A 21,737-nucleotide genomic window follows, 5' to 3' on the forward strand; every position below is an offset into this window, starting at 1 on the left:
GTGGGGGTTATGACTGAAACCCCCATAGCATTGCAGCACGTCGAGCTAGGCGTTACGGGGATGACCTGCTCGTCGTGCTCTTCGCGCGTGCAGCGCAAATTGAACAAGCTCGACGGTGTGGACGCCTCGGTGAATTACTCCACCGAAACCGCCACGGTCGATTTCGATCCGGCGAAGGCGTCGTCGCAGTTGCTTATCGACGAAGTGCGCTCCGCCGGGTACGACGCGTTTGAAATGACTGATGGCGCGGTGGGGGGTGAGGCGGCGGGGGCCGAAGGGGCGTCGACAAGCGAGAAGCTCGAAGACGCGCGCCTGGAGGAAGCCGAAAAGCTGAAACGCACCACGATTTGGGCGGCGCTGGTGTCGCTGCCGGTGATGGTGGTGAGCATGGTGCCGGCGCTGCAGTTCACGAATTGGCAGTGGGCGGCGTTTGCGGCGGCGACGCTGGTGTTTTTCGCCGCGGGCAGCGTATTTCACCGCGCGACCTGGGTGAACCTGAAGCACGGCGCGGCGACGATGGACACACTGATCACGCTGGGCACCTCCGCGGCGTACCTGTGGTCCGTGTGGGCGCTGTTTTTCGGCAACGCGGGCGAGCCGGGGATGGTCATGGAGATGTCAATCTTCCCCTCGCACGCGGGCATGGACGAGATTTACCTCGAATCCGTGTGTGTGGTGATTACGTTCCTGCTGCTAGGCAGGTGGTTTGAAACCCGGGCGAAGGGGCAGTCCTCCGAGGCGCTGCGCGAGCTGTTGGACATGGGGGCCAAAGACGCCGCGGTGATCCGGGGCGGCAAGGAAGTTCGCGTGCCGATTGCCCAGGTGGCGGTGGGTGACAGGTTCATCGTGCGGCCGGGCGAAAAGGTCGCCACGGACGGGCGCGTAGTGTCCGGGCACTCGGCGGTGGACGAGTCGATGCTCACCGGCGAGTCTGTCCCGGTGGAGGTCTCCGAGGGCTCCGCGGTCACCGGCGCGACGCTGAACACCTCAGGCCGGCTGGTGGTTGAGGCCACCCGCGTCGGCGCCGAGACCACGCTCGCGCAGATGGGCAAACTCGTGCGCGACGCGCAGGCCGGCAAGGCGCCGGTGGAACGGCTAGTGGACAAGATCTCGCAGGTCTTCGTCCCGGCGGTGGTGTTGGTTGCGGTGGTGACGCTGGCAGGGCACCTGCTGGTGGGCCACAGTGTTGCCCACGCGTTCACGGCTGCGGTGGCGGTGTTGATCATCGCCTGCCCGTGCGCGCTCGGCCTTGCCACCCCGACCGCGATTCTGGTGGGCACCGGCCGCGGCGCCCAGCTGGGGCTTCTGATCAAGGGCCCTGAGGTGCTCGAATCCACCCGCCAGGTGGACACGGTGGTCATGGATAAGACCGGCACGATCACCTCGGGCGAAATGGGAGTTGCGGACGTCGTCGCAGCTGACGGCTTCGAGGAGGGCGAAGTCTTGCGCCTCGCCGCGGGCGTGGAGGCTGGCTCCGAGCACCCGATCGCCCGCGCCATCGTGGAGGCCGCCAGCGACGTGCCGGCTTCGGAGAACTTCCAGAATGAGGTGGGCAAGGGAGCGTCCGCGCTTATCGACGGTCGCCCGGTCCGCGTCGGCCGCCCCTCCGTTCCGCTCGACGGACTGGCAGGCGCCTTTGAGGACGCCGAGCGCGCTGGAGCGACCCCGGTGGCCGTTGAGGTGGACGGTGCCCTGGCAGGACTTGTTGCTGTGCGCGACACCGTGAAGGAGGATTCCGCAGACGCTGTGGCGCAGCTGCGTGACCTGGGGCTGACGCCTCACTTGCTCACCGGCGACAACGCCGGCGCGGCCGCAGCTGTCGCGGCGGAGGTGGGCATCGACCCGGCGAACGTCACCGCTGGTGTCCTGCCGGAAGACAAGGTGGAGGTAGTTAAGCGCCTGCAGGCCGAAGGCAAGCACGTGGCCATGGTCGGCGACGGCGTCAACGACGCCGCCGCGCTGGCCCAGGCGGACCTGGGCTTGGCCATGGGCGCGGGCACGGACGTGGCCATCGAGGCCGCGGACATTGCGCTTATGCGCAACTCGCTGACCTCCGCGGCCGACGCGATCCGGCTGTCGCGCAAAACGTTGAGGACGATCAAGGGCAACCTGTTTTGGGCGTTCGCCTACAACGTCATCCTCATCCCGGTGGCGGCGCTGGGCTTCCTCAACCCGATGCTCGCGGGTATCGCTATGGCGTTGAGTTCCGTGTTCGTGGTGTCGAACTCGCTGCGGCTGCGGGCGTTTAACTCGGTCTCATCTCACGCACGTGAATATTAGCGGGTGAAGGGCGGTGCGGCGCGATCTACACTCCCCCGGATGAACTCTCCCGATCAGCTCACCCGCACTGAGCGCCTCGACCGCCTGCCGGTCACCCGAAAACACAAACGCCTTCTGGTCGGCTCCGGCATCGGCTGGGCGTTGGACGCGATGGACATCGGCCTGGTGTCCTTCATCCTCGCCGCACTGGCCGCGCAGTGGAATTTGGACAACACCACCACCGGCTGGATCGCCTCAATCGGGTTCGTCGGCATGGCGGTCGGCGCGAGCTTGGGCGGGCTGCTCGCCGACAAAATCGGCCGGCGCCAAGTCTTCGCCGCGACGCTGCTGCTGTACGGCCTAGCCACGGGCGCGTCGGCGCTGGCGTGGTCGGTGGCGTCCCTGATGGTGTTCCGCTTCCTGGTGGGCCTCGGGCTCGGTGCGGAGCTGCCGGTGGCGTCCACGCTGGTCAGCGAGTTTTCGCCACGCAGGGTGCGCGGCCGCATGGTCGTGCTGCTTGAGGCGTTCTGGGCGGTGGGCTGGATCATGGCCGCCGCCATCGGCACCTTCGTAGTAGCGCAAAGCGACAACGGCTGGCGCTGGGGCTTCGCGCTCGGCGCAGCACCGGCGCTGTACGCGATCTACGTGCGCATGGGGCTGCCGGAGTCCGTGCGCTTCCTCGAATCAGTGGGCCGGCACGACGAGGCCGAGCGGATCGTCCGCGACTTCGAGTCCGAGGCTGACCCCACGGACTACGACACCGCCGCGCCACCGCAAGAACAGCACGTCAACGGCGGCATCTGGGGCCCGGACCTGCGCGGGCGCACCGCCGCGTTTTGGGTGATCTGGTTCTGCGTGTCCCTTTCCTACTACGGCGCGTTCATCTGGATCCCGTCGCTGCTCGTGGAGCAGGGGTTCTCGCTGGTGCGATCGTTCACCTTCACGCTGATCATCACCCTGGCGCAGCTGCCCGGCTACGCCGCGGCCGCCTGGCTCATCGAGCGGTGGGGGCGCCGCGTCACGCTCGCAAGCTTCCTCGCCGGCTCGGCACTGTCCGCGTTCGCGTACGGCATGGCCAGCGCCGAATGGCAGATCATCACCGCGGGCTGCCTGCTCAGCTTCTTCAACCTCGGGGCGTGGGGCGCCCTGTACGCGATCGGCCCAGAGCTTTACCCCACCGCTATCCGCGCGACCGGCACGGGCGCGGGCGCGGCGTTCGGGCGCATCGGTTCTATTCTCGCACCACTGATTGTCCCGCCGGTGCTCGCCTTAGGCGGCTCGACGGCGGTATTCGGGGTGTTCGCCGCCGCCTTCGCGCTGGCCTGCGTGGCGGCGTTTACGCTGCCGGAGCAGCGTGGGGTGGCGATTGGCTAGGGAAAGCGGAGCTCGTCGCTAAGCAAAGAAGCGCGAAATGCGGGACAGCAGCGACTTGTCCTCCGTCGCCTTGTCGATCTCCTCGATGTTTCGCGGCAGGTTGAGCAGGAGGGTGTTCTCCCCCGTCTTGGCAACGGTAATGCTGGGGTCGAGCTTGGCCACCGTGCTCGCGCAGGCGGCGGGGCCGTTGATGGAACGCACGGTCATGGCTTTCTCCTTTGCTACTTCGGCGTTGTGCTGTTGAATCATAAACGCGTTTTCGCAGCGTGTCACCGTTGGAAAGCCATGCCTAACTGTTCATAGGGCAGGTTTACTAGCCGTGCGCCATGTTGACGAAGCGCGAGTAGTGCAGCTGGTGCGCCACCGGAATCGTGTCGATCGGGCCGCCGCGGTGCTTCGCCACGATGATGTCCGCCTCGCCCGCGCGCTCGTCGTCGCGGTCCTGTGAGTCCGGGCGGTAGAGCAGGAACACCATGTCGGCGTCCTGCTCCAGCGAGCCGGACTCACGCAGGTCAGCGAGCTGCGGGCGCTTGTCGGTGCGCGCCTCCGGGCCACGGTTGAGCTGGGAGATGGCGATCACGGGCACCTCGAGCTCCTTGGCTAGGAGCTTGAGGTGGCGGGAGAACTCCGAGACCTCCTGCTGGCGGGACTCGACCTTTTTGCCGGAGCTCATTAGCTGCAGGTAGTCCACCACCACGAGGTCGAGGCCGTGCTGCTGCTTCAGGCGGCGCGCCTTGGAGCGGATCTCCATCATGGTGAGGTTCGGCGAGTCGTCGATAAACAGCGGCGCGTCCTGGATCTCGGTGAGGCGGTGGGTGAGCTTCTCCCAGTCGCGCTCCTCCATCTGGCCCGAGCGCATCGCGGAGAGTTTGATCTCCGTCTCCGCGGACAGCATGCGCATGATGATCTCGGAGGCGCTCATCTCCAGAGAGAAGATCACGGACGTCTTGTTCTGGTGGATGGAGCAGGAGCGCATGAAGTCCAGCGCGAGCGTGGACTTACCCACACCCGGTCGCGCCGCGATGATGATCATCTGGCCGGCGTGCAGGCCGTTGGTGAGCTTGTCCAGGTCGATGAACCCGGTGGGCACGCCCGCCTCGAGCGCACCGCCCGAGGCGATCATGGTCAGCTCGTCGATTGTCGGCTTGAGCAGGTCCGACAGCGGGCGGTAATCCTCGCCCGACTGGTTGCGGGTGATGTTGAAGACCTTCTGCTGGGCATGGTCGACGATGGCGTCGACCTCCATGCCCTCTTCGCCCTCGTAGCCGAGCTGCACCACCTGCGTGCCGGCGTTGACCAGCTGGCGCAGGATCGACTTCTCCTCCACAATCTCCGCGTAGTAGCGCGCGTTCGCGGCCGTCGGCACCTCAGAGATCAGCGTGTGCAGGTAAGGCGCGCCGCCGACGCGCTCGAGCTCGTTAATGCGGTCTAAGCGGCCGGCGACGATCAGCACGTCGATGTTGCTGCCCTGCGCGAATAGGTCCAGCACCGCCTGGTAGATCAGCTGGTGCGCCGGGAAGTAGAAGTCGTCCGGGCGCAGGCTTTCCGCCACATCCAAGATGACGTCCGGGTTGAGCAGCATCGCGCCGATGACGGAGCGCTCCGCCAGCTCGTCGTGCGGCGGGGTGCGGTACTCCTGCAGCTCGTTGTTGCCGCGGTTGAAGTTGGAGTAGCGGTTGCTTCTCGACGAGCTGCCGCCCCGCCCGCCGCGCCCCTTCGAGCTGCCATTGTTGCCTTGGAACGCCTCAAAGTCGGAGTCGCTGAAGTCCCCGAAATCCGCGGCTGGCTCTGGCGGCGGCACGTAGTCGTCGAAGCTGTCGTCTGCACCCATGGTCTCCCCTTTCGCTGTGTGTATGAGACTACCCCGTAACGCAAACCGCAAACCGAGTTATCCACAGGGGCTGTGAACAATTGGGAAATGTGCGGGTGAGTTTTCCACAGGGTTGGGGTTTGCGGTGTGGAATTTGTGTGAATTCAGCTTCTTGAACCCCTGGTAAAGAGCACATTTTACCAGGTAGACATGTATATTTTCACACCAGTAGATAGTGACGATATAGGTGGATAACTCCGTTGACCACGGCATTTGACAACCACGAAATGTCCACTCGAGTGGACAACCTATCCCCTACCCAGGCTGTATAACTGACCACTTATCCACACTGCTTTACGTCTTCCGTCAGCACGCCTCCAGAGCACTTTCCTATGCTCTTCACCATGTCTGCTCGAAGCATTCTCTGGGCGTATCTCGCTTCCGTGGTAGCCGTGCCGGGCGCGTTTGTCGCGGGGATCGGACTCGCCGGTGACAGGCTCACCCACGCCACAACATGCCTCATCGGGATCGGCGTTGTCGTTCTGACAAGCGTGGGCTCTGTCGGCTGGGCGGCCGCATACACCCGCGCAACCCGCGCGCAGCGCGGTACCACCGTGGCCGTCTGGATCGCCACTGCCTGCCTACTTGTGGGCCTGGGCTCCACCGGCCACGTCTTTTGGGAGGAGTACCAGGCGGGCATGTCGCTGCCGGTCATCAACCTGTTTCTGTACCTCATCCCTCTCGGCTTACTCATCCTGCTCGGCTCGGCCGTTGCGCAGACAGCAGCGAGGACGTCACGCGCGCGAGGCGAACGTCAGCGGTAGCACCTCCACACCGAATCGCTCGGCGATATCGGCTGCGGCAACGGTGACCGACCAGCCGGAATCCACCTCGCCGGCAAGCAGCAACACCGGGCCCTCGCCCACGTCGAGCCCCGAGTAGTCGAAGTACCGGTCCAGCGCATTGACGCGGAAGGCGGAGTTACGCGCCTGAACCTCGGTCTCCCCGGCGCGCACTGCCCCGCCGTAGGACATCTGTCCGACGCGGGCGAGCGCCTCCGCGGTGGAGGCGACCATCTCCGCCCTCGCCGGATCCGCCGACCCGAGCGCGATCACCGTCGCAGGGCGTGTGTCCCAGTCCCAGTCCGCCAGCACCGCCACGAAGCGGGTGAGCCACTGGTCGTCGCGCCAGTTCGTGGCGGGACGGTAGGCGTTGTCGCGCAGAAGCTGAGCCAGGGCGGGGCCGCGGGCGACGTCGTTGAGCCGGCCGAGCGCCTTGCCCGCCTGAACGCCTTTGATTTTGCCGCGTCGGGCGGAGCCCGTCGGCCACATCTTGCGCTGGCTGAGTGGCACACCGGGGGCTTTCAGGCGGGCGTCTATGCGCTCGGCGAGCGCCGGATCCACGTCCGTGGGTAGGTGGTTGCCTGTGCAGTTGTCGCAGCGCCCGCAGCGCTCCCCCTGCCCGATCGTTGGATCGTCCAGCTCGCTGCGCAAAAACACCATGCGGCAGGCGTCCGTGGTCTCGTAGGCCAGCATGAGGTTCTGTTCGCGCCCGCGGGCGTCCGCCAGGCCGTCGTAGCGCTTGTGGTCATAGGCCCAGGGCTCGCCAGTGGCAACCCAGCCGCCTTTGACGCGGCGCACCGCGCCGTCGACGTCGAGCACCTTCAGCGCCTGATCGATGCGCGAGCGCGACAAATCCACGGCGTTTTCCAGCTTCGGGGTGGACACCGGCTCGTCACCGAGCGCCCCCAGCAGCTGCTTAACCACTGGCTCCTCCGGCATGGACACGGACGCGAAGTACTCCCACACGCGCTGGTCTTCCGGGCCGGGCAACAGCACCACCTCGGCGTGGTCGGTGGCGCGCCCGGCGCGGCCGATCTGCTGGTAGTAGCTCACCGGCGAGCTCGGCGCGCCTAGGTGCACCACGAAACCGAGGTCCGGCTTGTCAAACCCCATGCCGAGCGCCGAGGTGGCCACCAGGGCTTTCAACTCGTTGTTAATCAGCGCCTGCTCGAGGCGCTCGCGTTCCTCCGCCTCGGTACGGCCGGTGTAGGCGGCCACGTTCCAACCGGCGGTCTCCAGCGCCTCCGCCAGGTCGTGCGCGGCGGCCACGGTGAGGCAGTAAATGATGCCGGAGCCTTCCACCTGCGCCAGGTACTGCGCGATCCAAGCGGCGCGCTGGGTGGGGTCACTCAAACGCACCACGTTCAGTGACAGGGATTCGCGGTCCAGCCCGCCGCGGAGCACGCCGGTGCCCTCCCCGAGCTGAGCGACGACGTCGGCCACCACGCGGTCGTTCGCCGTCGCGGTGGTGGCGAGGACGGGGGTGTTCGCCGGCAGGTCGCTGATAAGCAACGCAATGCGCCGGTAATCCGGCCTGAAATCGTGCCCCCAGTCGGAGATGCAGTGGGCCTCGTCCACAACCAGCATGCCGACGGACCGCGCGAGCTGCGGCAGCACCTCCTCGCGGAAACCCGGCGCGTTGAGGCGCTCCGGGCTGATCAGGAGCAGGTCCAGGTCGTCGACGCCCGCCTGGATCTCCTCCCACTGCGTCATGTTTGCGGAGTTGATCGTGGCCGCCCGGATGCCGGCGCGTGCGGCCGCTTCGACCTGGTTGCGCATTAACGCGAGCAGGGGCGAGACGATGATGGATGGGCCTTCGCCCGCCTCGCGCAACAGCTTCGCGGCGATGAAGTACACCGCCGATTTCCCCCAACCCGTGCGTTGCACCACCAGCATGCGTTTGCGCTGGTTGACAAGGGAATCGATGGCCGTCCACTGGTCGTCGCGCAACGCGGCGTGGGGCCCCGCGATGCCCTTGAGAAGTTCGTCCGCTTGTTCGCGTGTCGCAGTCATGCCGCACACCATATACCACGACCCCGACACGGGTGTTCGAACAATGGTACCGAAACAGTACTATTGCAACCATGGCGCTGAATTTGAGACGGACACAAGCAACAGACCTTGCTTCGCTTGGTTCACCAGGAATGGGAGAAGGAAGAAGCTCGTAGGCACGCCCATGCTGAGCTGGATCGCATTTTCCAGAGCCGATCGAGACTCATGGACCGGTTGAAGGACGCATGACGGATCCTCGCTCACTCTTCCAGGTCGAAATCATCGCCGAATGGGTCGAACTCCGGGGATTCCATATCAAAGATATGGGCACCCTGAAGTATCCGATATCGCTGCTCGCTTACAGGAGCTAGCCAGCTAACCCAGCTCGTCTTCCGCCCAGTCCGCCATGTATTCAGCGATGCCCTCCGGATCTGCCAGAAAGTCGCGCATCGCCCGGAACGCGAGCGTGTCTTCCACCGCCAGGCCGCGATCCATGCCATGCTCACCGACTTCCACGATCTCCGCGCCCGGTACACCCAGCACGATCGGCGAGTGCGTCACCGCAATCACCTGCGCACCCGCCTCCCCTAGCGCATGCAACTGCGCCACCAGTGCCATCTGCGCCACTGGGGACAGCCCCGATTCGGGCTCGTCCAGCAGGTACAGCGCATCCGGGATAAGCCGCGAGGTCAGCTCCATCACGGACTCCCCGTGCGACCGGCCGCCGAACTCCGTCACGCGCGTGTGCGTCTCGCCACGCAAGAAGTACCCGGCCTTCGCGCGCGGCCCGGTCCGCAGCTTAAGCGCGCCAAACATCGGGTCGCGGGGGCCAGACTTACCGACGCCCCACGTACCGCCTTCCACCGCAAACCCCCACGCCCGCGCAATCCCCTCAAGCAGGGTGGACTTTCCCACCCCATTTCCGCCGGTGAGCAGCGTGATCGGGCGGGTAAACGGGAGGCCGAACTCCGCGACGAAACCTACTGCCGGCGCGTCGAGCGCCCATGCCGGGGCCGCCGCCGGGTCAACCGAGACGTGTTCGAGAAACATCATGGCTCCACCAAAAACCTTGCTGTGCCGGCTGGGTCGCGGACGAACTCCTGGGTAGCGGTGACGGGCTCGCAGTCGCGGAAAAGCACAGGCTCTAGCGTGGGGACGGACACGATGCGGGCGTCGGGGACGGCAAGCAGCACCGGGGAGTGCGTGGCTATGAGCACCTGCGCGCCCCGGCGGGTCAACACCGCCAGCAGGCCGAGCAGCTCGAGCTGCGAAAACACCGACAATCCGTCTTCGGGCTCGTCCAGAATGACCAGCGAGCCCGGGCTGAAGCGTTCGCGGGCCATGCGCATGATGCCCTGTCCGTGACTGCGTCGGGTGAGGTCGTGCAACCGGTCCCTGGGGCCGAGGGACTCGTGGTATTCGGCAAGGTCGAGGTAGGTTTCGCCGCGAAGGAAAAACACATCGCGCGGGTTTTCACGGCGGGTCAGCGTGAGCGAGGCGTGCAACTGGGAGTGGTCCGCGGCCTCAAAGCGGGCGTGGCGCGACCCGCCCGCGGCGTTGGCACCGGCGGCCACCGCAATGGCCTCTACAAGCGTGGACTTACCGGAACCGTTGTCTCCGGTGAGGATCGTGGTCTGCGCGAGTTCAAGCGGCCTATCGGCCAACCGACGCACCACCGGCAGATCACGGGCATAGCCGCCCACCGGCGCGTCGATGCGGATCGCGGTAAGAAACACCGCTACCTCAGGTTCGCCGGCAGCGGCAGAAGACCGTCCACCGCGAGCAGCACTCCGAACGCCGTGCCGGAGACCACGCCGATGATGTTGGCGCTGCCGTCCGGGTTCACGGTGTAGACCGGCCCGCCGGAATCGCCGTGCAGCGCCAGGATCAGTACCGCCAGCTCACCGGTGTCCGGGTTCACCTTCAGCACAGGACCGCAAGTGCGCGAGGTGCGCGCGCCGTCCTTGCACACAATCTGGCCCGGCTTCACCGCAGTCACCGGGTGGTAGCCCGCCACACGGCGGGTGGGGTTGATCCGCTGAACAGCATCCGACAGCGGGTTTACCGCGCCGATGACCGGGATATCCACCGCCCCGCCACGGGCAGCCGCAGCGTTTGTGACTCCGCCGTCCAGCGGGAACCAGGCGACGTCGCGAAGCGGGCTTCCCAGCGTGTTGTCGCCGCGCATCTCATAACCCGAATCGCGCAGGTCGCCTGCGATCTTCGTGCGGTTATCCGCCGCGTAAACCGCCACCGGCACCGCGCCACCGATAGGCGCTAAACAGTGGCCCGCCGTCACGCCATAAGCCCGCCCGTCGCGGTGCGCCACCGTGTTGAGGGAACAGCCGTAGCGGGAACCGTCGCTATAGGCGACGCGGATGCTATCGCCGGCATAGACAGCCACCGCCTGCGCCGGGGCGGCAAGACCAACCGCGGTAGCCGCCGCAAGCAGGAGGGACACGGCCAAAGTGCGCGCACGGCGCGCCACGGAAAACGTCATGGGCGGTATTGTATCGGCACACAAAAAGGCGCGGGCCCCACTCCTCACAAGTGGGACCCGCGCCTCAAATGCTGTTGTCGTTGGACTGCGTTATCCGTTCTCAGGCGGAGCAGTCGTCGATAAGCGAATGCTTTATGCGCTTACGACCTCGAAGTTCACCTTGCCCTCCACGGAATCGTGGAGATTGACCTTGACCTGGTAACCACCGGTCTTGGTAACAAGGCCCTTCGGCACGTTGATGCGGCGCTTATCCAGGTTCGGGCCGCCAGCAGCCTTCACGGCCTCAGCAATGTCAGCCGGCTTCACAGAGCCGAACAGCTTGCCGTTGTTAGCGGTGCGCACAGCAACCTTGACGCCCTTGAGCTGGTCGAGCTGGTCACGCAGCTCCTTCGCGTGATCCAGGTCGCGGACCTCGCGCTCAGCCTGGGCACGCTTAATGTCTTCAATCTGCTTCTCTGCGCCGCGGGTAGCCGGGATAGCCAGGCCGCGCGGGAGCAGGAAGTTGCGTCCGTAACCGTCCTTGACCTCGACGACCTCTCCAGGCTCGCCAAGCTTCTCGACGGCAGCGGTGAGGATCAGCTTCATAATCCTAACCTTCCTTATGGTGAAAAATGCTTGATGTGTGGTTGTCGTTTAGAACGGTGGCTCATCGCCCGCGCCGCCGGAAAAACCGCCGGCCTCAGGGGCGGAACCCCACGGATCATGCTGAGGCTGGGACTGGTTCGGGTTGCCCTGGCCCTGGCTCTGGCCGCCGAAGCCGCCGTTTGCCGGGTTGTAGCCACCCTGGCCCTGATTCTGGCCCTGGTTCTGGCCCTGGCCGCCCTGGTTGAAACCGCCCTGGTTTCCACCGAAACCGCCGCGCTGGCCTCCCTGGTTGCCGCCGCCGTAGCCGCCCGCACCGCCCTCACGCGGGTTGCGGGTGACAGACGCGCTGGCGTACTTCAGGGACGGGCCGACCTCGTCGACCTCGACCTCGAGCACGGTGCGGTTTTCGCCCTCTTTGGTCTGGTAGGAGCGCTGACGCAGCTTGCCGGTGACAACAACGCGCATGCCCTTGGCCAGGGACTCCGCGACGTTTTCCGCCATCTGGCGCCAGCAGTTGCAGGTCAGGAACAGGGCTTCGCCGTCTTCCCACTGGTTCGTCTCCCGGTTGAAAGTGCGGGGCGTTGACGCGATGCGGAAATTCGCAACTGCGGCGCCGCTCGGGATGAAGCGCAGCTCCGGGTCCGCAACCAAGTTGCCGACAACGGTAATGGGGGTATCGCCTTGAGCCATGTCCTAAACCTTCCTACCTGCTGATCGTGTGGTTTCTGAGCCTACCGGTTCTTACTTATCGGTACGCAGAACCTTGGTACGCAGAACGTTCTCGTTCAGGTTCAGCACGCGGTCGAGCTCCTTGACCGTGTCAGCCTCGCAGTCGAGGTTGATAACGGCGTAGATGCCCTCTTCCTTCTTGTTGATCGGGTAAGCAAGACGCTTCTTGCCCCACACATCAACGTTTTCCACCTTGCCGTTGTCCTTGCGGACGGTCTCCAGGAACTTATCCAGGGACGGGGCAACGGTGCGCTCATCCTGCTGCGGATCGAGGATGATCATTACTTCGTAGTGACGCACGGACCTCATCACCTCCTATGGTCTTGATTGTTTCGGCCATCACCCTTGTGGTCATGGCAGGAGGGTCGTTGCGTCAAGCAACCCGAACAGACTACCCCACGGTTTACCCAGCTCAAAACCTTAGGTTTCCCGCGAGCGTGCGCGGACTCCGCATTGCGGACAATCTCGCCACCACCAACTATTGGTGCGCACCCAGCAATCTGGGGCGCGTCGGAGCGGCTGCTCGCAAAAGTTGACGATTCGATTTCGCGACCTGGGTAAACGCGACGCCAAAACGGCCCGATCGTCAGCTTTTACGAATCCAGCCCGCCAGGACTCCGCATTGCGGACAACCCCGGGTCCACCAACTATTGGTGCGGACCCACTTTGTGTACGAATCAACGGGGCCAAAACCTGACCTGCACGTTTGCAACGCGGGAATCGGCCGAAATGTTGATTCGTACAAAATCCGGCTAGTGCGGGTTGGGCACCGCCGAGAAGTTACCGGCTAGAACGGCAGCGTCGGCAACCCTGGCAGCTGGATCCCCAGCATCGGCGCCCCAAAAGCGACTGCGATGCCGAGTGCTGCAAGGACGCCGACAGCAATGGTGACCGCAGTGAGCACCCCACCTTCAACCGTAGAGCCAGAATCATCGAGTCCACCTGGAGCGCCCGGGCCCCGCAACGAGTCGATGTTCCATTTTTCCAACTCTTCTACGCTGGCCGGATACTTCACCTTGAGATTGCCTCCGTCGGCACACGCGACCCGAGCCTGCATATCAACCTCCAGGTACGCCGTTGTCGCACCTACCGCCAGCTGCACATCCTTGACGGCAAGGAACGTCTCGCGGAACTTGGAGCGCTCCCCGCCAGACAGGTTCGCTTCCGCGACAAAGGCGCCCCATGCCGCGTCTTCAAAATCCTGCCGGTTCACGCGCTTCCCACGAACGACGGCAGCATCCTCGTGACTGGGGGCAGACATCTCACGCTCGGCCATGTCACTGGGCTTCGCCTTCGGCCTCGCTTCCGCGATCGCAGCCTCTGTGAGCTCCCCTACGAGATGCTTTGCCGCCCCTACTTCCAGGCCCAGTTGCTGAAGGCGGGCCACGTAGCGCTCCTCGGTCTGATCCTGCCTCTCACCCAAAACGGAGAGTTCGCTGTATGCGTGGTTCGCGTGAGCGTCGACAAGCTTTGCAAGCGACGGTTCCTCACGAAACTCCTGCGCAAGTTGATCCGTGCCCGGGTACAACCGCTCGAATGCTTCTACCGCCGCTTTGGCATACACGGCCTTAGCGCGAAGATTGAACCAGGTGGCGTAGGTTTCCGCTTCTTGAGAATTCAGAGCCACCGTGCAGAAGCCGTTCGGAGCAATCGACATCCGCCCGCCGTTCGGGCCAACAGTGGCGGCGATGGCCGAGGGCGCGATACCACTGACGGCGAGCGCGACAACGAGTTGGGAGGCGAGAATGCGAGTCTTCAACACAAATCCCTTCAGGCACCGGAATTCCGGAAACAAACAGGTCACCCACATGATATTTTCAACTGCACTTCCGCGCACTCGCATTGGGCGCGATGTGGGTCACATTTCCGCCTAGTGCGGGTTGGGCACCGCCGAGAAGAGGGCGAGGGAGACCGGGATAACGGTCATGAAGAGGAACGCCACTAAGCCGAAGCTTATCGACGTTCGCTTCCGCCCCTTCACCGCACAGTAGAACGAGGCACTGAACAGGAAAAACGCCACCACGATGGAGGCGATGCCCAGGATTGTGGTGGCGTTCATCGGCTAAGCCTTCGCCGGCTCAGTGCTAACCGGCTCGGTGCTAGCCGGTTCGGGGTGGGCCGGAGGGGCGTCGATAGGCAAAGGCTCCTTCCACTGCTGCGGCAGCGACATCAGCGGATCGTGACCGTTGTGGGCGTCGCGGACCTTGTCGCGGCGGCGGCCCAGGATCTGCTGCACCACCAGCACCATGATGACGATGATGAAGGCGTCGCGGGAGATGATCACCACGTTGAGGAACCACCCCGGCACGCCCATGTTGTCCGCGCCCATCATGTGCCACATCAGCACCGGCCACACAGCCATGTCCACGACCATCCAGCTCAGTAGGAGACGCCAGTGCGGCAGCGCGAGCACGGCGGGGATGACGAACCACAGGGAGTATTGCGGGCTCCACACCTTGTTGAAGATGAGGAACAGGCCGACGATCAGGCACACCAGCTCCGCGATGCGCGGGGTCTGCGGCGCCTTCAGGCCCAGGATGAGCACGCCAAGGCAGCCCAGCAGGAACAGGATCAGCGTTACGGCATTGAGGATCACCGGGGCACCCTCGCCTGAGTCGAAGCCGGTCCAGCCGGTCATGCGGGAGATCACCGCGTAGATGGTGGTCCACTCCCAGCCGCGGTCCGTGTTGAGGCGGTTGAACTCGCCCCAGGCGTCCGGGTTGCGCAGGTAGACCGGCACGTTCACTACAAGCCAGGACACCACCATTGCGGCGAGCATCTTGCCAAACGGGGCGAGGTCGCGCTTGCGCAGCGCCACCGTCAGGTAGGCGCCGAGCAGGAAGATCGGCCACAGCTTGAACGCGGTGCCCAGGCCAATGAGCACGCCGGCGAGCCAGAACTTCCGGTTGCGCGCAGCCAGCATCGCGGCCACCGCGAAGAAGATCGACGGGATGTCCCAGTTGGTGAACGCGTGGACGATCAGCAGCGGCGAACCTGCGACGAGCAGGGTGTCCCAGATGCGGTTGCCCGCGAGCTCGGCGACCATGCGGATAGTGATCACCCAGATGATGGACATCAAAAGCGCGGTGACGTAGAAGTACCAGCCGGAGTCCGGCACGAAGTTGTCCACCAGGAAGTAGGTGCTGCGCGACAGCCAGGCCGACAGCTGCTGGAACAGGCCGGCGAGTACCGGGTATTCCATGTAGCGGGTCAGGCCTTCTTCCACCCACGAGTAGTCGTAGACGAAGCCGCCCTTGTCCAGTCCGCGGGCGCCGTAGAGCGGAATGATGTCGTTGTAGCAGGCTGCGGTGTACTGGCGGTTGCCGTCCCAGTTGAGCTGGATGATGCCGTTGTCGTCAGCTTTGCCGCCGGCGCAGTGCGCCTTCTGCAGCAGGCCGAAAGACAGGAACACGTAGGCGACGGCGATGATGGAGCGCAACGGCGTCCAGAAGCGGGCGCGGCCAATCTGGGCGAAGCGGCCCATCGGCCCGCCGAGGAATTCCACCCAGCCGCGCGCGAGCGGCTCAGTACGGCCCGGCTGGACGCGGTCAGCCGGATCCGGCCAGGTGATCTGCTGGGTCTGCGTCGACTCGGACATTTACTGCAACGCTCCCTGGAATTGGTCGAGGACGTCGTTGATTGCGTCGCTGATATTCGGAGCGGGGGCCGGGGCAGGCGCGGGCGCGGGTGCGGGTGCGGGGGCCGGAGCGGGCGCGGGGGCCGGTGCAGGCTGCTCGCCAGGTGCTTCCGGCGCGGCCGGGCTCGCCGGGGCCTCCGGCTCCGCGGAGTTCGGCGCGGACGGAGCCTGAGAGGTGTTTCCGGTGTAACTCGGCGTCGGGTTGGAGTAATAGCCACCCAGGCCGGTACCGCCGGAGTAAGGGTTAACTCCCCAGTAAACGGGGCTGGCGTTGGGGAAGCTTTGGAACTCCTGTCCTTCCAGTTCGGTGTCCAGGAACTCCTTCCAGATTTGGGACGGGGTGTTGGAGCCGTACATGATGCCGCCCCACTCGTTAAAGATTGGCGAGGTGTTGTCGGCGGTGCCCACCCACACGGCCACGGCGAGCTGCGGGGTGGAGCCGACCATCCAGGCGTCCTTGTTGTTGCCGGTGTCGCCCATTTGGGCGGTGCCGGTCTTGGACGCGGACTGGCGGCCGCCTGCGAGGACGGCGTTGGAGTAGCCAGCCACACCCTGCATGGCCTGCAGTGTGTTGTCGGCGACCTGCTCGGCCACTCGGCGCTCGGTGTAGTCCTTGTCCACCTGGTAGAGGACCTCGCCGGTGGCGTCCTCAATCTTTTCCACGAAGTGGGTCGGGTGCATCAGGCCGCGGTTGGTCAGGGTTGCCATGGCGGTGGCCATGTCCAGCACGCGCGACTGGTACTGGCCCAGCACGATGCCCTCGTACGGCTGGCCGCCGTTTTCGCGCAAGGTCAGCGGGATGCCGGGGATGGACTTGGCCACGCCCAGGGCGTGCGCCATGTCGGCGGTGTCCTGCGTGGTGTTGTCCAGTTCGTCTTGAATGCGCATGTAGGCGGTGTTGGAGGACACGCGGGTGGCCTCAGTCATGGACAGCATTCCGCCTCCGCCGCCGTCCCAGTTGGTGACGGTGATGTTGCCGGGCAAGCGCACTGGCGACGAGTCGAACACGGACGTCAGCGGGATGCCCTGTTGCAGGGCCGCGGCGAGCGCGAAGATCTTGAACGTCGAGCCCGTTTGGAGGCCGGCGTTGGCGTAGTCCCAGCCGGACGGGTCGTCGCCGCCGTAGTACGCGCGCACCGCGCCTGTCGACGGATCCACGGCCACCGCACCAGTGCGCGCATCCTCCTGCAGGTTGGCCAGGCGCTCGCGAGCGATTCGCTCCATGTTGGCCTGGGACGCGGCGTCGATAGTTGTAGTGATCTGCAAACCGCGGTTGGTCAGGTCGCTTTCGGTGATGCCGAGGGCCTCGAGCTCCTTGATCACCTGGTTCTTGATCAGGCCGTTCGGGCCGGTGGCTTCGGTGTAGGCGGAGTAGGAGGCCGGGTCGCGCGTCTCCGGGTATACCATCCCCGCGCGCTGCTCCGGGGTGACCTTGCCCATCTCCACCAGGCCGTCCATGACGTAGTTCCAGCGCTGCTCCGCAGCCTGGCGGTTCGTCCACGGTTCCAGCTCGCTAGGGAGCTGGATGGAGGCGGCCAGCACGCCGCCCTCCTCGACGGTGAGCTGGGACGCCGGTTTGTCAAAGAAGGCGTGCGCGGCAGCCTCGACGCCGTAAGCGTTGCGGCCGAAGTACACGGTGTTCAGGTAGGCGCGGAGGATGTCCTCCTTGGACCACTGGTTGGTCATCTTCACGGAGTAGACCAGCTCGTTGGCTTTGCGCTCGTAGGAGTGCTCGTTGCCCACCAGCGCGTTTTTCACGTACTGCTGGGTGATGGTGGAGCCGCCGCCTGCCGTGGTGTCGCCGGTGATCTGGCCCAGCGCCGCGCGGGCGAAACCTGTGGGAGAGAATCCGGAGTTGGTCCAGAAGTCGCGGTCCTCCGCCGCCAAAACGGCATCCTGGACCTCCACCGGCACGGACTCCAAGGCGACCTGCTCGCGGTTGCCTTCCGGCGGCACGAGACGGGCGAGCTCGTTTTCGCCGTCGTTGAAGTAGATCGAGGAGATCTGCGCCGTCTCAATCTCGCCGGGGCCCGGGATCTCGGCCTTGGAGTACTTCCACATGAACCAGCCGACCGGGATCAACGCAAGGAGAAGAAGGAACAGCAAGAAAGCCAGTACCCACTGCCACGCGCGGGACTTCTCCTTTTTCTTCACTGCCGTAGTGCCGCCGGACGCCTTCGCTTTGTCAGCGCTCTTGTCGGCGCTTTTGCCAACGCTCTTTTCAGTCACACGTTTTTCCTGCACAATTGCACCCGCCGCGCCCGCGGGGTGGGCAAACGAGCGAGCTTCCTACCAAATACCTACCGGACACCCTACCTGCCCAGTTCAGATTCACACTACTGGTACTGCTGTGACTTCCTGCAACAGATGGTTCCATTTGCACGACGGACAGACCTCCACCACGTGGACGGTCAGCGGCCCTACCTCCGCCACGAGCCGGTCGATCTCCTCTTCGTTCCGCGCGGTGCCTGTGCGCCTGCCCAGTTTCTCGGAGTAGACCCAGCGCACGTTGCGCATCACTTCCCCACACACGGGGCAGGGCCTGGCGGAATCCTCGCCATGGTGCTGCGCTGCGGCGCGGAGCAAGAAATCGGCGTCGCATACGTCGTCGATAGGCAAATGTCCCCGTTTGAACTCGCGCAGCCGCTGGCGGCGCTGCCACTCGTGGGACACCTCGTGCTCGTACGTGAACATCCTGGCAATCATAACCCCTGTCCTAGCTGCTAGATTTTGGTAAAGACTTGGAAGAAAGAGGTGCATATAGGTGGCGCACGACGAACCCTCCGCGGAGGCCATGCGGATCGCGGCGGACATCCGCCCCGCACTGACCAGCCTGTATGTGGCGTACTTCCGCAACGCGGAAAACTCCGATCTCACCGGCCCGCAGCTGTCCGTGCTGCACCGGCTTGGTTTTGCCGGCCCCACCCGCATAAGCAAGCTGGCCGCGGAGGAGGGCGTGCGCCTACCCACCGCCTCCAACACCGTCAACCAGCTGGAAAAGCGCGACCTGGTGCGCCGCGTGCGCTCGGTGGACGACCGCCGCGGGGTCTCTGTTGAGCTCACCGATTTCGGCCGCGAGGAGCTGGAGCGGGTCGGCGCCGAGCGCACCCGTTCGCTCGCGCAGATGCTCAACGCGCTCGATGCGGAGGCGCTGGAGAAGCTGGACGCACTGCCTGAGGTCCTCAACGACCTCGCCCGCGCCTACGCAACGGCGTCCGCGGACTAGCCGCTTTTTCGTGGCAGGGACACATGTTTATGATGTGTTCATTACCCGAAAACTCGCATACGCGGACACGTGTCAAGGAGGCAGGCCCTGAGCAGCTCCCCCGGCGCTGACAGCGCCAACTTCCCTAACGTCGCGTTACCCGTGCGCGTCCTCGTGGGTTGGGACGTGGCAAATACTGAAGCGGTTGAGTTCGCCGCCTGGCTGGGCCGCTCGCTGCCCGTGACTGTGCAGGTTGTGTCCAGCGCCCAGGCGAAGTGGTCGAAGTCCCTGCCCAAAGCCTCCAAGGGCCGCAAGGGGCGCATGAAGGAAGCGCAAGCCACCTTCGACTCACGTGTGGAAAAGGCACTGAAGGAGCACATTCCACGTTCGCAGTGGTCGGCGAAAGTCTCCCACCTGGTGGACAGCAAGGACATCGTGCGCTCCCTGCACGGGGCCGCTGAGAACTTCGGTGCGGACTTGATTTTGATGGGCTCGCGCGCGAAAACGCCGAAGGGCCGGTTCCGCCCCTCCAGCGTGGCGGACGAGATGATGCGCTCCTGCCCCGTCCCGCTGGGCTTGGCCCCGCGCGGGGTGAAGCTGTCCAAGAAGGGGCTCACCCGCGTGACCTACGCGATTGTGCTTGGCGACGATCCGGTGGCCCCGGACTTCTCCGGCCTGGACTACGCCACCGCGACAGCCTGCAAACTGGGGTTACCGCTGCGCATCATCGCGTTTTCCCCCACTGCGTACGAGAAGCACACCTCCACCTGGAACGAGCAGACGTTGGGCATGCTGGACCACGCCCGCGACCGCGCGTGGGAGCTGGCGGCGACGTTCGCGCCGGAGGTGTGCGACACCTTCGACGTGACCAGTTCCATCTCCGCGGCGAAGAGCTGGAAACGTTCGATCGACTCGGTGAAGTGGAAAAAGGGCGACATCATGTTCTTGGGCACTCAGCCGGCGCCGCAGTTCACCAGCGTGTTTGTGGGCACGCTTGAGGGCGAGTTCATCCGGTACGCCTCGGTGCCTGTGGTGGTGTGTCCGCACGCCGCGAAGGGGCAGTAGGTTGGGCGACATGGAGCACCCGGAGAACGACCTTCACTCCCCCGCCGACCGTTTTTCGCGCATGCGGCCGGAACCGCGTTCCTTCGACGAGCTCGCGGACCAGCCGGATCCGCTGGAGGTGGACCGCAGAAACCGCCGCTCCACCCGCCAGGCGATCGCGTTTGCGCTGGGTACGGTGGCTACTACCCTACTGTTGGCACTCATTCTTGCGGTGATCTCGAGGGTTCAGGGCGGCCCGCTTTGCGACGGTGGCTCCGCCTGGCTCTGCACCGAATCCTGGCGCACGTGGTGGGCTGTCGCCACCTCGATCCCGCCCGTGGTGGGCTTGCTCGGCTGCGCGGTGATCACGGTGCGCAAGCTGAACCGCTACGAGCGCTGGGTTCCCTGGATCGGCGTGTTCTGGATCCCGTTGGTGCCGTTCACGATGGCGTGGCTGATTGTCACGCTGGGGATGCTGGCGACGCAGTAGCGCGCTGGGTGCACTCCGCGCAGTAGGGGTTTTCCTCCCGGCAGTCCTCGCAGCTCAGGTACTGGCGGCGGCACTCCGGCTCGTTGGCGCAGTTGTAGAACTGGTTCGTGGCTTCCCCGCAGTGCACGCAGTGGCCGAGCTGAACGTAGTCCGGGTCGCCCGGCGCGCCGAACTCGGTGTGCATGCGGTCGTCGAAGACGTAGAGCGAGCCTTCCCACAGCCCGGAGTTGCCGAATTTTTCGCCGTAGCGGACGATGCCGCCGTCGATCTGGTAGACCTCTTTGAACCCCCGGTTGATCATGAGGCTGGAGAGCACCTCACAGCGGATCCCGCCGGTGCAGTAGGAGATGACGGGTTTGTCCTTCATCCAGTCGTATTTGCCGGAGTCCAGCTCTTTGATGAAGTCGTGGGTGGTTTCCACATCCGGCACCACCGCGTCTTTGAACCGGCCGATTTCGGCTTCGCGGGCGTTGCGGCCGTCGAAGAACACAGCGTCGGGGTTGTCGGCCACCAACTGGTTGACTTGCTCCGGGCTGAGGTGCACTCCCCCGCCGACCACGCCGTTTTCGTCCACCTCGAGCTCTCCCGGCGCGCCGAAGGAAACGATTTCCTTGCGGGCTTTGACGCTGAGCTTGGGAAAGTCTTCCGCCCCGCCATCGGACCACTTGAACTCGATACCTTTGAAGTACTCGCGGGTTTTCTTGGCGTAGGTCTTGCAGGCGCGGATGTCGCCGCCGACGGTGCCGTTGATGCCGTCTTTGGACACGATGATGCGGCCGGTCAGCCCCAGTCCTTCGCACAGGTCCCGCTGCCACAGGCGCACCGCGTCCGGGTCGGCGATGGGCTGGAACTTGTAGTAGAGCAGGATCTTGCTGGTCATGCCTGGCAGTCTATTAGCCCCGCTTTTGCTTGAACGCGTGGGCGTCGCGCGTGTACACGCGGCGGTGGGTGCCCACCTTGTGGCCGGGCAGCTTGCCATCATCGATGAGCTTGACCACGAACGGGCGCGAGACGCCGAGCAGGTTGGCCACCTGCTGGGTGGTCATCTCCTCGTCCGGTTCCGGTGGGCGCACCAGGCGGCCCTCTGCGAGGTCCTCGAGCAGGTCGCGGACCCACACCGCGGTCTGTTTCGGCAGCGTGACGTGGTCTTTTTCCTGCGTGCGTGCGACAGCCAGGTTGTTGTTGAGCTCGGCTAGCGCGTCTTCCACCGGAGATTGCTGTTCCCGCATGGCCCCGACAATAAACCACAACCGAAACCAGCGCAATGGTT

22 protein-coding genes are annotated in these 21,737 nt (G+C 64.9%); 6 read left to right on the forward strand and 16 right to left on the reverse strand.

What is annotated here, in order from left to right; all coding sequences use genetic code 11:
• The first annotated feature begins 9 nt into the window (after positions 1-9).
• Both CAFEA_RS10745 and CAFEA_RS10750 read left to right on the forward strand, forming a co-directional pair.
• Entirely contained in the window at positions 10-2,280 is a 2,271-nt protein-coding gene (locus CAFEA_RS10745; RefSeq protein WP_063937104.1) for a heavy metal translocating P-type ATPase, read from the forward strand.
• Between the two features lie 39 nt (positions 2,281-2,319).
• On the forward strand, positions 2,320-3,633 hold the full coding sequence (locus CAFEA_RS10750; RefSeq protein ID WP_063937105.1) for an MFS transporter: 1,314 nt from the start codon (positions 2,320-2,322) through the stop codon (positions 3,631-3,633).
• Positions 3,634-3,651: 18 nt separating this feature from the next.
• Here CAFEA_RS10750 and CAFEA_RS10755 read toward each other — a convergent pair whose 3' ends face one another.
• Entirely contained in the window at positions 3,652-3,840 is a 189-nt protein-coding gene (locus CAFEA_RS10755; RefSeq protein ID WP_034996521.1) for a hypothetical protein, read from the reverse strand.
• A 106-nt stretch (positions 3,841-3,946) separates the two neighbouring features.
• Positions 3,947-5,464 carry a replicative DNA helicase gene (gene dnaB / locus CAFEA_RS10760; protein WP_063937106.1) on the reverse strand — a complete coding sequence of 506 codons (1,518 nt, stop codon included), beginning with the start codon at positions 5,462-5,464 and terminating at the stop codon, positions 3,947-3,949.
• A 383-nt stretch (positions 5,465-5,847) separates the two neighbouring features.
• Here dnaB and CAFEA_RS10765 point away from each other — a divergent pair, with 383 nt between their 5' ends.
• Positions 5,848-6,267 (forward strand): hypothetical protein, encoded by a 420-nt coding sequence (locus CAFEA_RS10765; RefSeq protein WP_143313313.1) that lies wholly within the window; start codon positions 5,848-5,850, stop codon positions 6,265-6,267.
• Here the strand turns inward: CAFEA_RS10765 and CAFEA_RS10770 are convergent.
• From CAFEA_RS10770 to CAFEA_RS10825, 12 genes are all read right to left on the reverse strand, one after another.
• A complete protein-coding gene (locus CAFEA_RS10770; protein WP_063937108.1) occupies positions 6,238-8,298 on the reverse strand; it encodes a RecQ family ATP-dependent DNA helicase in 2,061 nt (686 codons plus the stop codon). The genes CAFEA_RS10765 and CAFEA_RS10770 overlap by 30 nt on opposite strands.
• Before the next feature lie 354 nt (positions 8,299-8,652).
• Complete coding sequence (locus CAFEA_RS10775; protein ID WP_034996532.1) at positions 8,653-9,330, reverse strand: AAA family ATPase; 678 nt, start codon at positions 9,328-9,330, stop codon at positions 8,653-8,655.
• Positions 9,327-10,013 (reverse strand): AAA family ATPase, encoded by a 687-nt coding sequence (locus tag CAFEA_RS10780; RefSeq protein WP_063937109.1) that lies wholly within the window; start codon positions 10,011-10,013, stop codon positions 9,327-9,329. Before CAFEA_RS10780 ends, CAFEA_RS10775 begins: the two co-directional genes overlap by 4 nt.
• Positions 10,014-10,015: 2 nt before the next feature.
• Positions 10,016-10,777: a chymotrypsin family serine protease gene (locus CAFEA_RS10785; protein WP_063937110.1), complete on the reverse strand. Its 762-nt coding sequence runs from the start codon at positions 10,775-10,777 to the stop codon at positions 10,016-10,018.
• 132 nt (positions 10,778-10,909) lie between these two features.
• Positions 10,910-11,362 carry a 50S ribosomal protein L9 gene (gene rplI / locus CAFEA_RS10790; RefSeq protein WP_034996538.1) on the reverse strand — a complete coding sequence of 151 codons (453 nt, stop codon included), beginning with the start codon at positions 11,360-11,362 and terminating at the stop codon, positions 10,910-10,912.
• Between the two features lie 48 nt (positions 11,363-11,410).
• Complete coding sequence (locus tag CAFEA_RS10795) at positions 11,411-12,052, reverse strand: single-stranded DNA-binding protein (protein WP_063937111.1); 642 nt, start codon at positions 12,050-12,052, stop codon at positions 11,411-11,413.
• Between the two features lie 51 nt (positions 12,053-12,103).
• The gene (rpsF, locus tag CAFEA_RS10800; protein ID WP_063937112.1) at positions 12,104-12,400 is read right to left on the reverse strand and encodes a 30S ribosomal protein S6; all 297 of its coding nucleotides are present in this window, start codon (positions 12,398-12,400) and stop codon (positions 12,104-12,106) included.
• Positions 12,401-12,878: 478 nt separating this feature from the next.
• Positions 12,879-13,850 (reverse strand): hypothetical protein, encoded by a 972-nt coding sequence (locus CAFEA_RS10805; RefSeq protein ID WP_159437634.1) that lies wholly within the window; start codon positions 13,848-13,850, stop codon positions 12,879-12,881.
• A gap of 111 nt (positions 13,851-13,961) precedes the next feature.
• Entirely contained in the window at positions 13,962-14,150 is a 189-nt protein-coding gene (locus tag CAFEA_RS10810) for a hypothetical protein (RefSeq protein WP_063937114.1), read from the reverse strand.
• A gap of 3 nt (positions 14,151-14,153) precedes the next feature.
• Positions 14,154-15,689 carry a glycosyltransferase family 87 protein gene (locus CAFEA_RS10815; protein WP_063937115.1) on the reverse strand — a complete coding sequence of 512 codons (1,536 nt, stop codon included), beginning with the start codon at positions 15,687-15,689 and terminating at the stop codon, positions 14,154-14,156.
• Positions 15,690-17,957, reverse strand: coding sequence for a transglycosylase domain-containing protein (locus CAFEA_RS10820; protein ID WP_063937116.1), 2,268 nt, complete (start codon positions 17,955-17,957; stop codon positions 15,690-15,692).
• 102 nt (positions 17,958-18,059) lie between these two features.
• Complete coding sequence (locus tag CAFEA_RS10825; protein WP_063937144.1) at positions 18,060-18,422, reverse strand: DUF5318 family protein; 363 nt, start codon at positions 18,420-18,422, stop codon at positions 18,060-18,062.
• Between the two features lie 70 nt (positions 18,423-18,492).
• Here CAFEA_RS10825 and CAFEA_RS10830 point away from each other — a divergent pair, with 70 nt between their 5' ends.
• The 3 genes from CAFEA_RS10830 (at position 18,493) to CAFEA_RS10840 (ending at position 20,467) form a co-directional block, all read left to right on the forward strand.
• On the forward strand, positions 18,493-18,954 hold the full coding sequence (locus CAFEA_RS10830) for a MarR family winged helix-turn-helix transcriptional regulator (RefSeq protein WP_274542227.1): 462 nt from the start codon (positions 18,493-18,495) through the stop codon (positions 18,952-18,954).
• A gap of 165 nt (positions 18,955-19,119) precedes the next feature.
• On the forward strand, positions 19,120-19,998 hold the full coding sequence (locus CAFEA_RS10835) for a universal stress protein (RefSeq protein WP_158293351.1): 879 nt from the start codon (positions 19,120-19,122) through the stop codon (positions 19,996-19,998).
• 10 nt (positions 19,999-20,008) lie between these two features.
• Complete coding sequence (locus CAFEA_RS10840; RefSeq protein WP_063937147.1) at positions 20,009-20,467, forward strand: hypothetical protein; 459 nt, start codon at positions 20,009-20,011, stop codon at positions 20,465-20,467.
• Here CAFEA_RS10840 and trhO read toward each other — a convergent pair.
• A complete protein-coding gene (gene trhO, locus CAFEA_RS10845; protein ID WP_063937117.1) occupies positions 20,439-21,347 on the reverse strand; it encodes an oxygen-dependent tRNA uridine(34) hydroxylase TrhO in 909 nt (302 codons plus the stop codon). The two genes, CAFEA_RS10840 and trhO, sit on opposite strands and share 29 nt — an antisense overlap.
• Before the next feature lie 13 nt (positions 21,348-21,360).
• Positions 21,361-21,696 carry a helix-turn-helix domain-containing protein gene (locus tag CAFEA_RS10850; protein WP_051106179.1) on the reverse strand — a complete coding sequence of 112 codons (336 nt, stop codon included), beginning with the start codon at positions 21,694-21,696 and terminating at the stop codon, positions 21,361-21,363.
• Positions 21,697-21,737 lie beyond the last annotated feature (41 nt).

The organism is Corynebacterium afermentans subsp. afermentans, from assembly GCF_030408355.1.
Classification (GTDB): Bacteria; Actinomycetota; Actinomycetes; order Mycobacteriales; family Mycobacteriaceae; genus Corynebacterium; species Corynebacterium afermentans.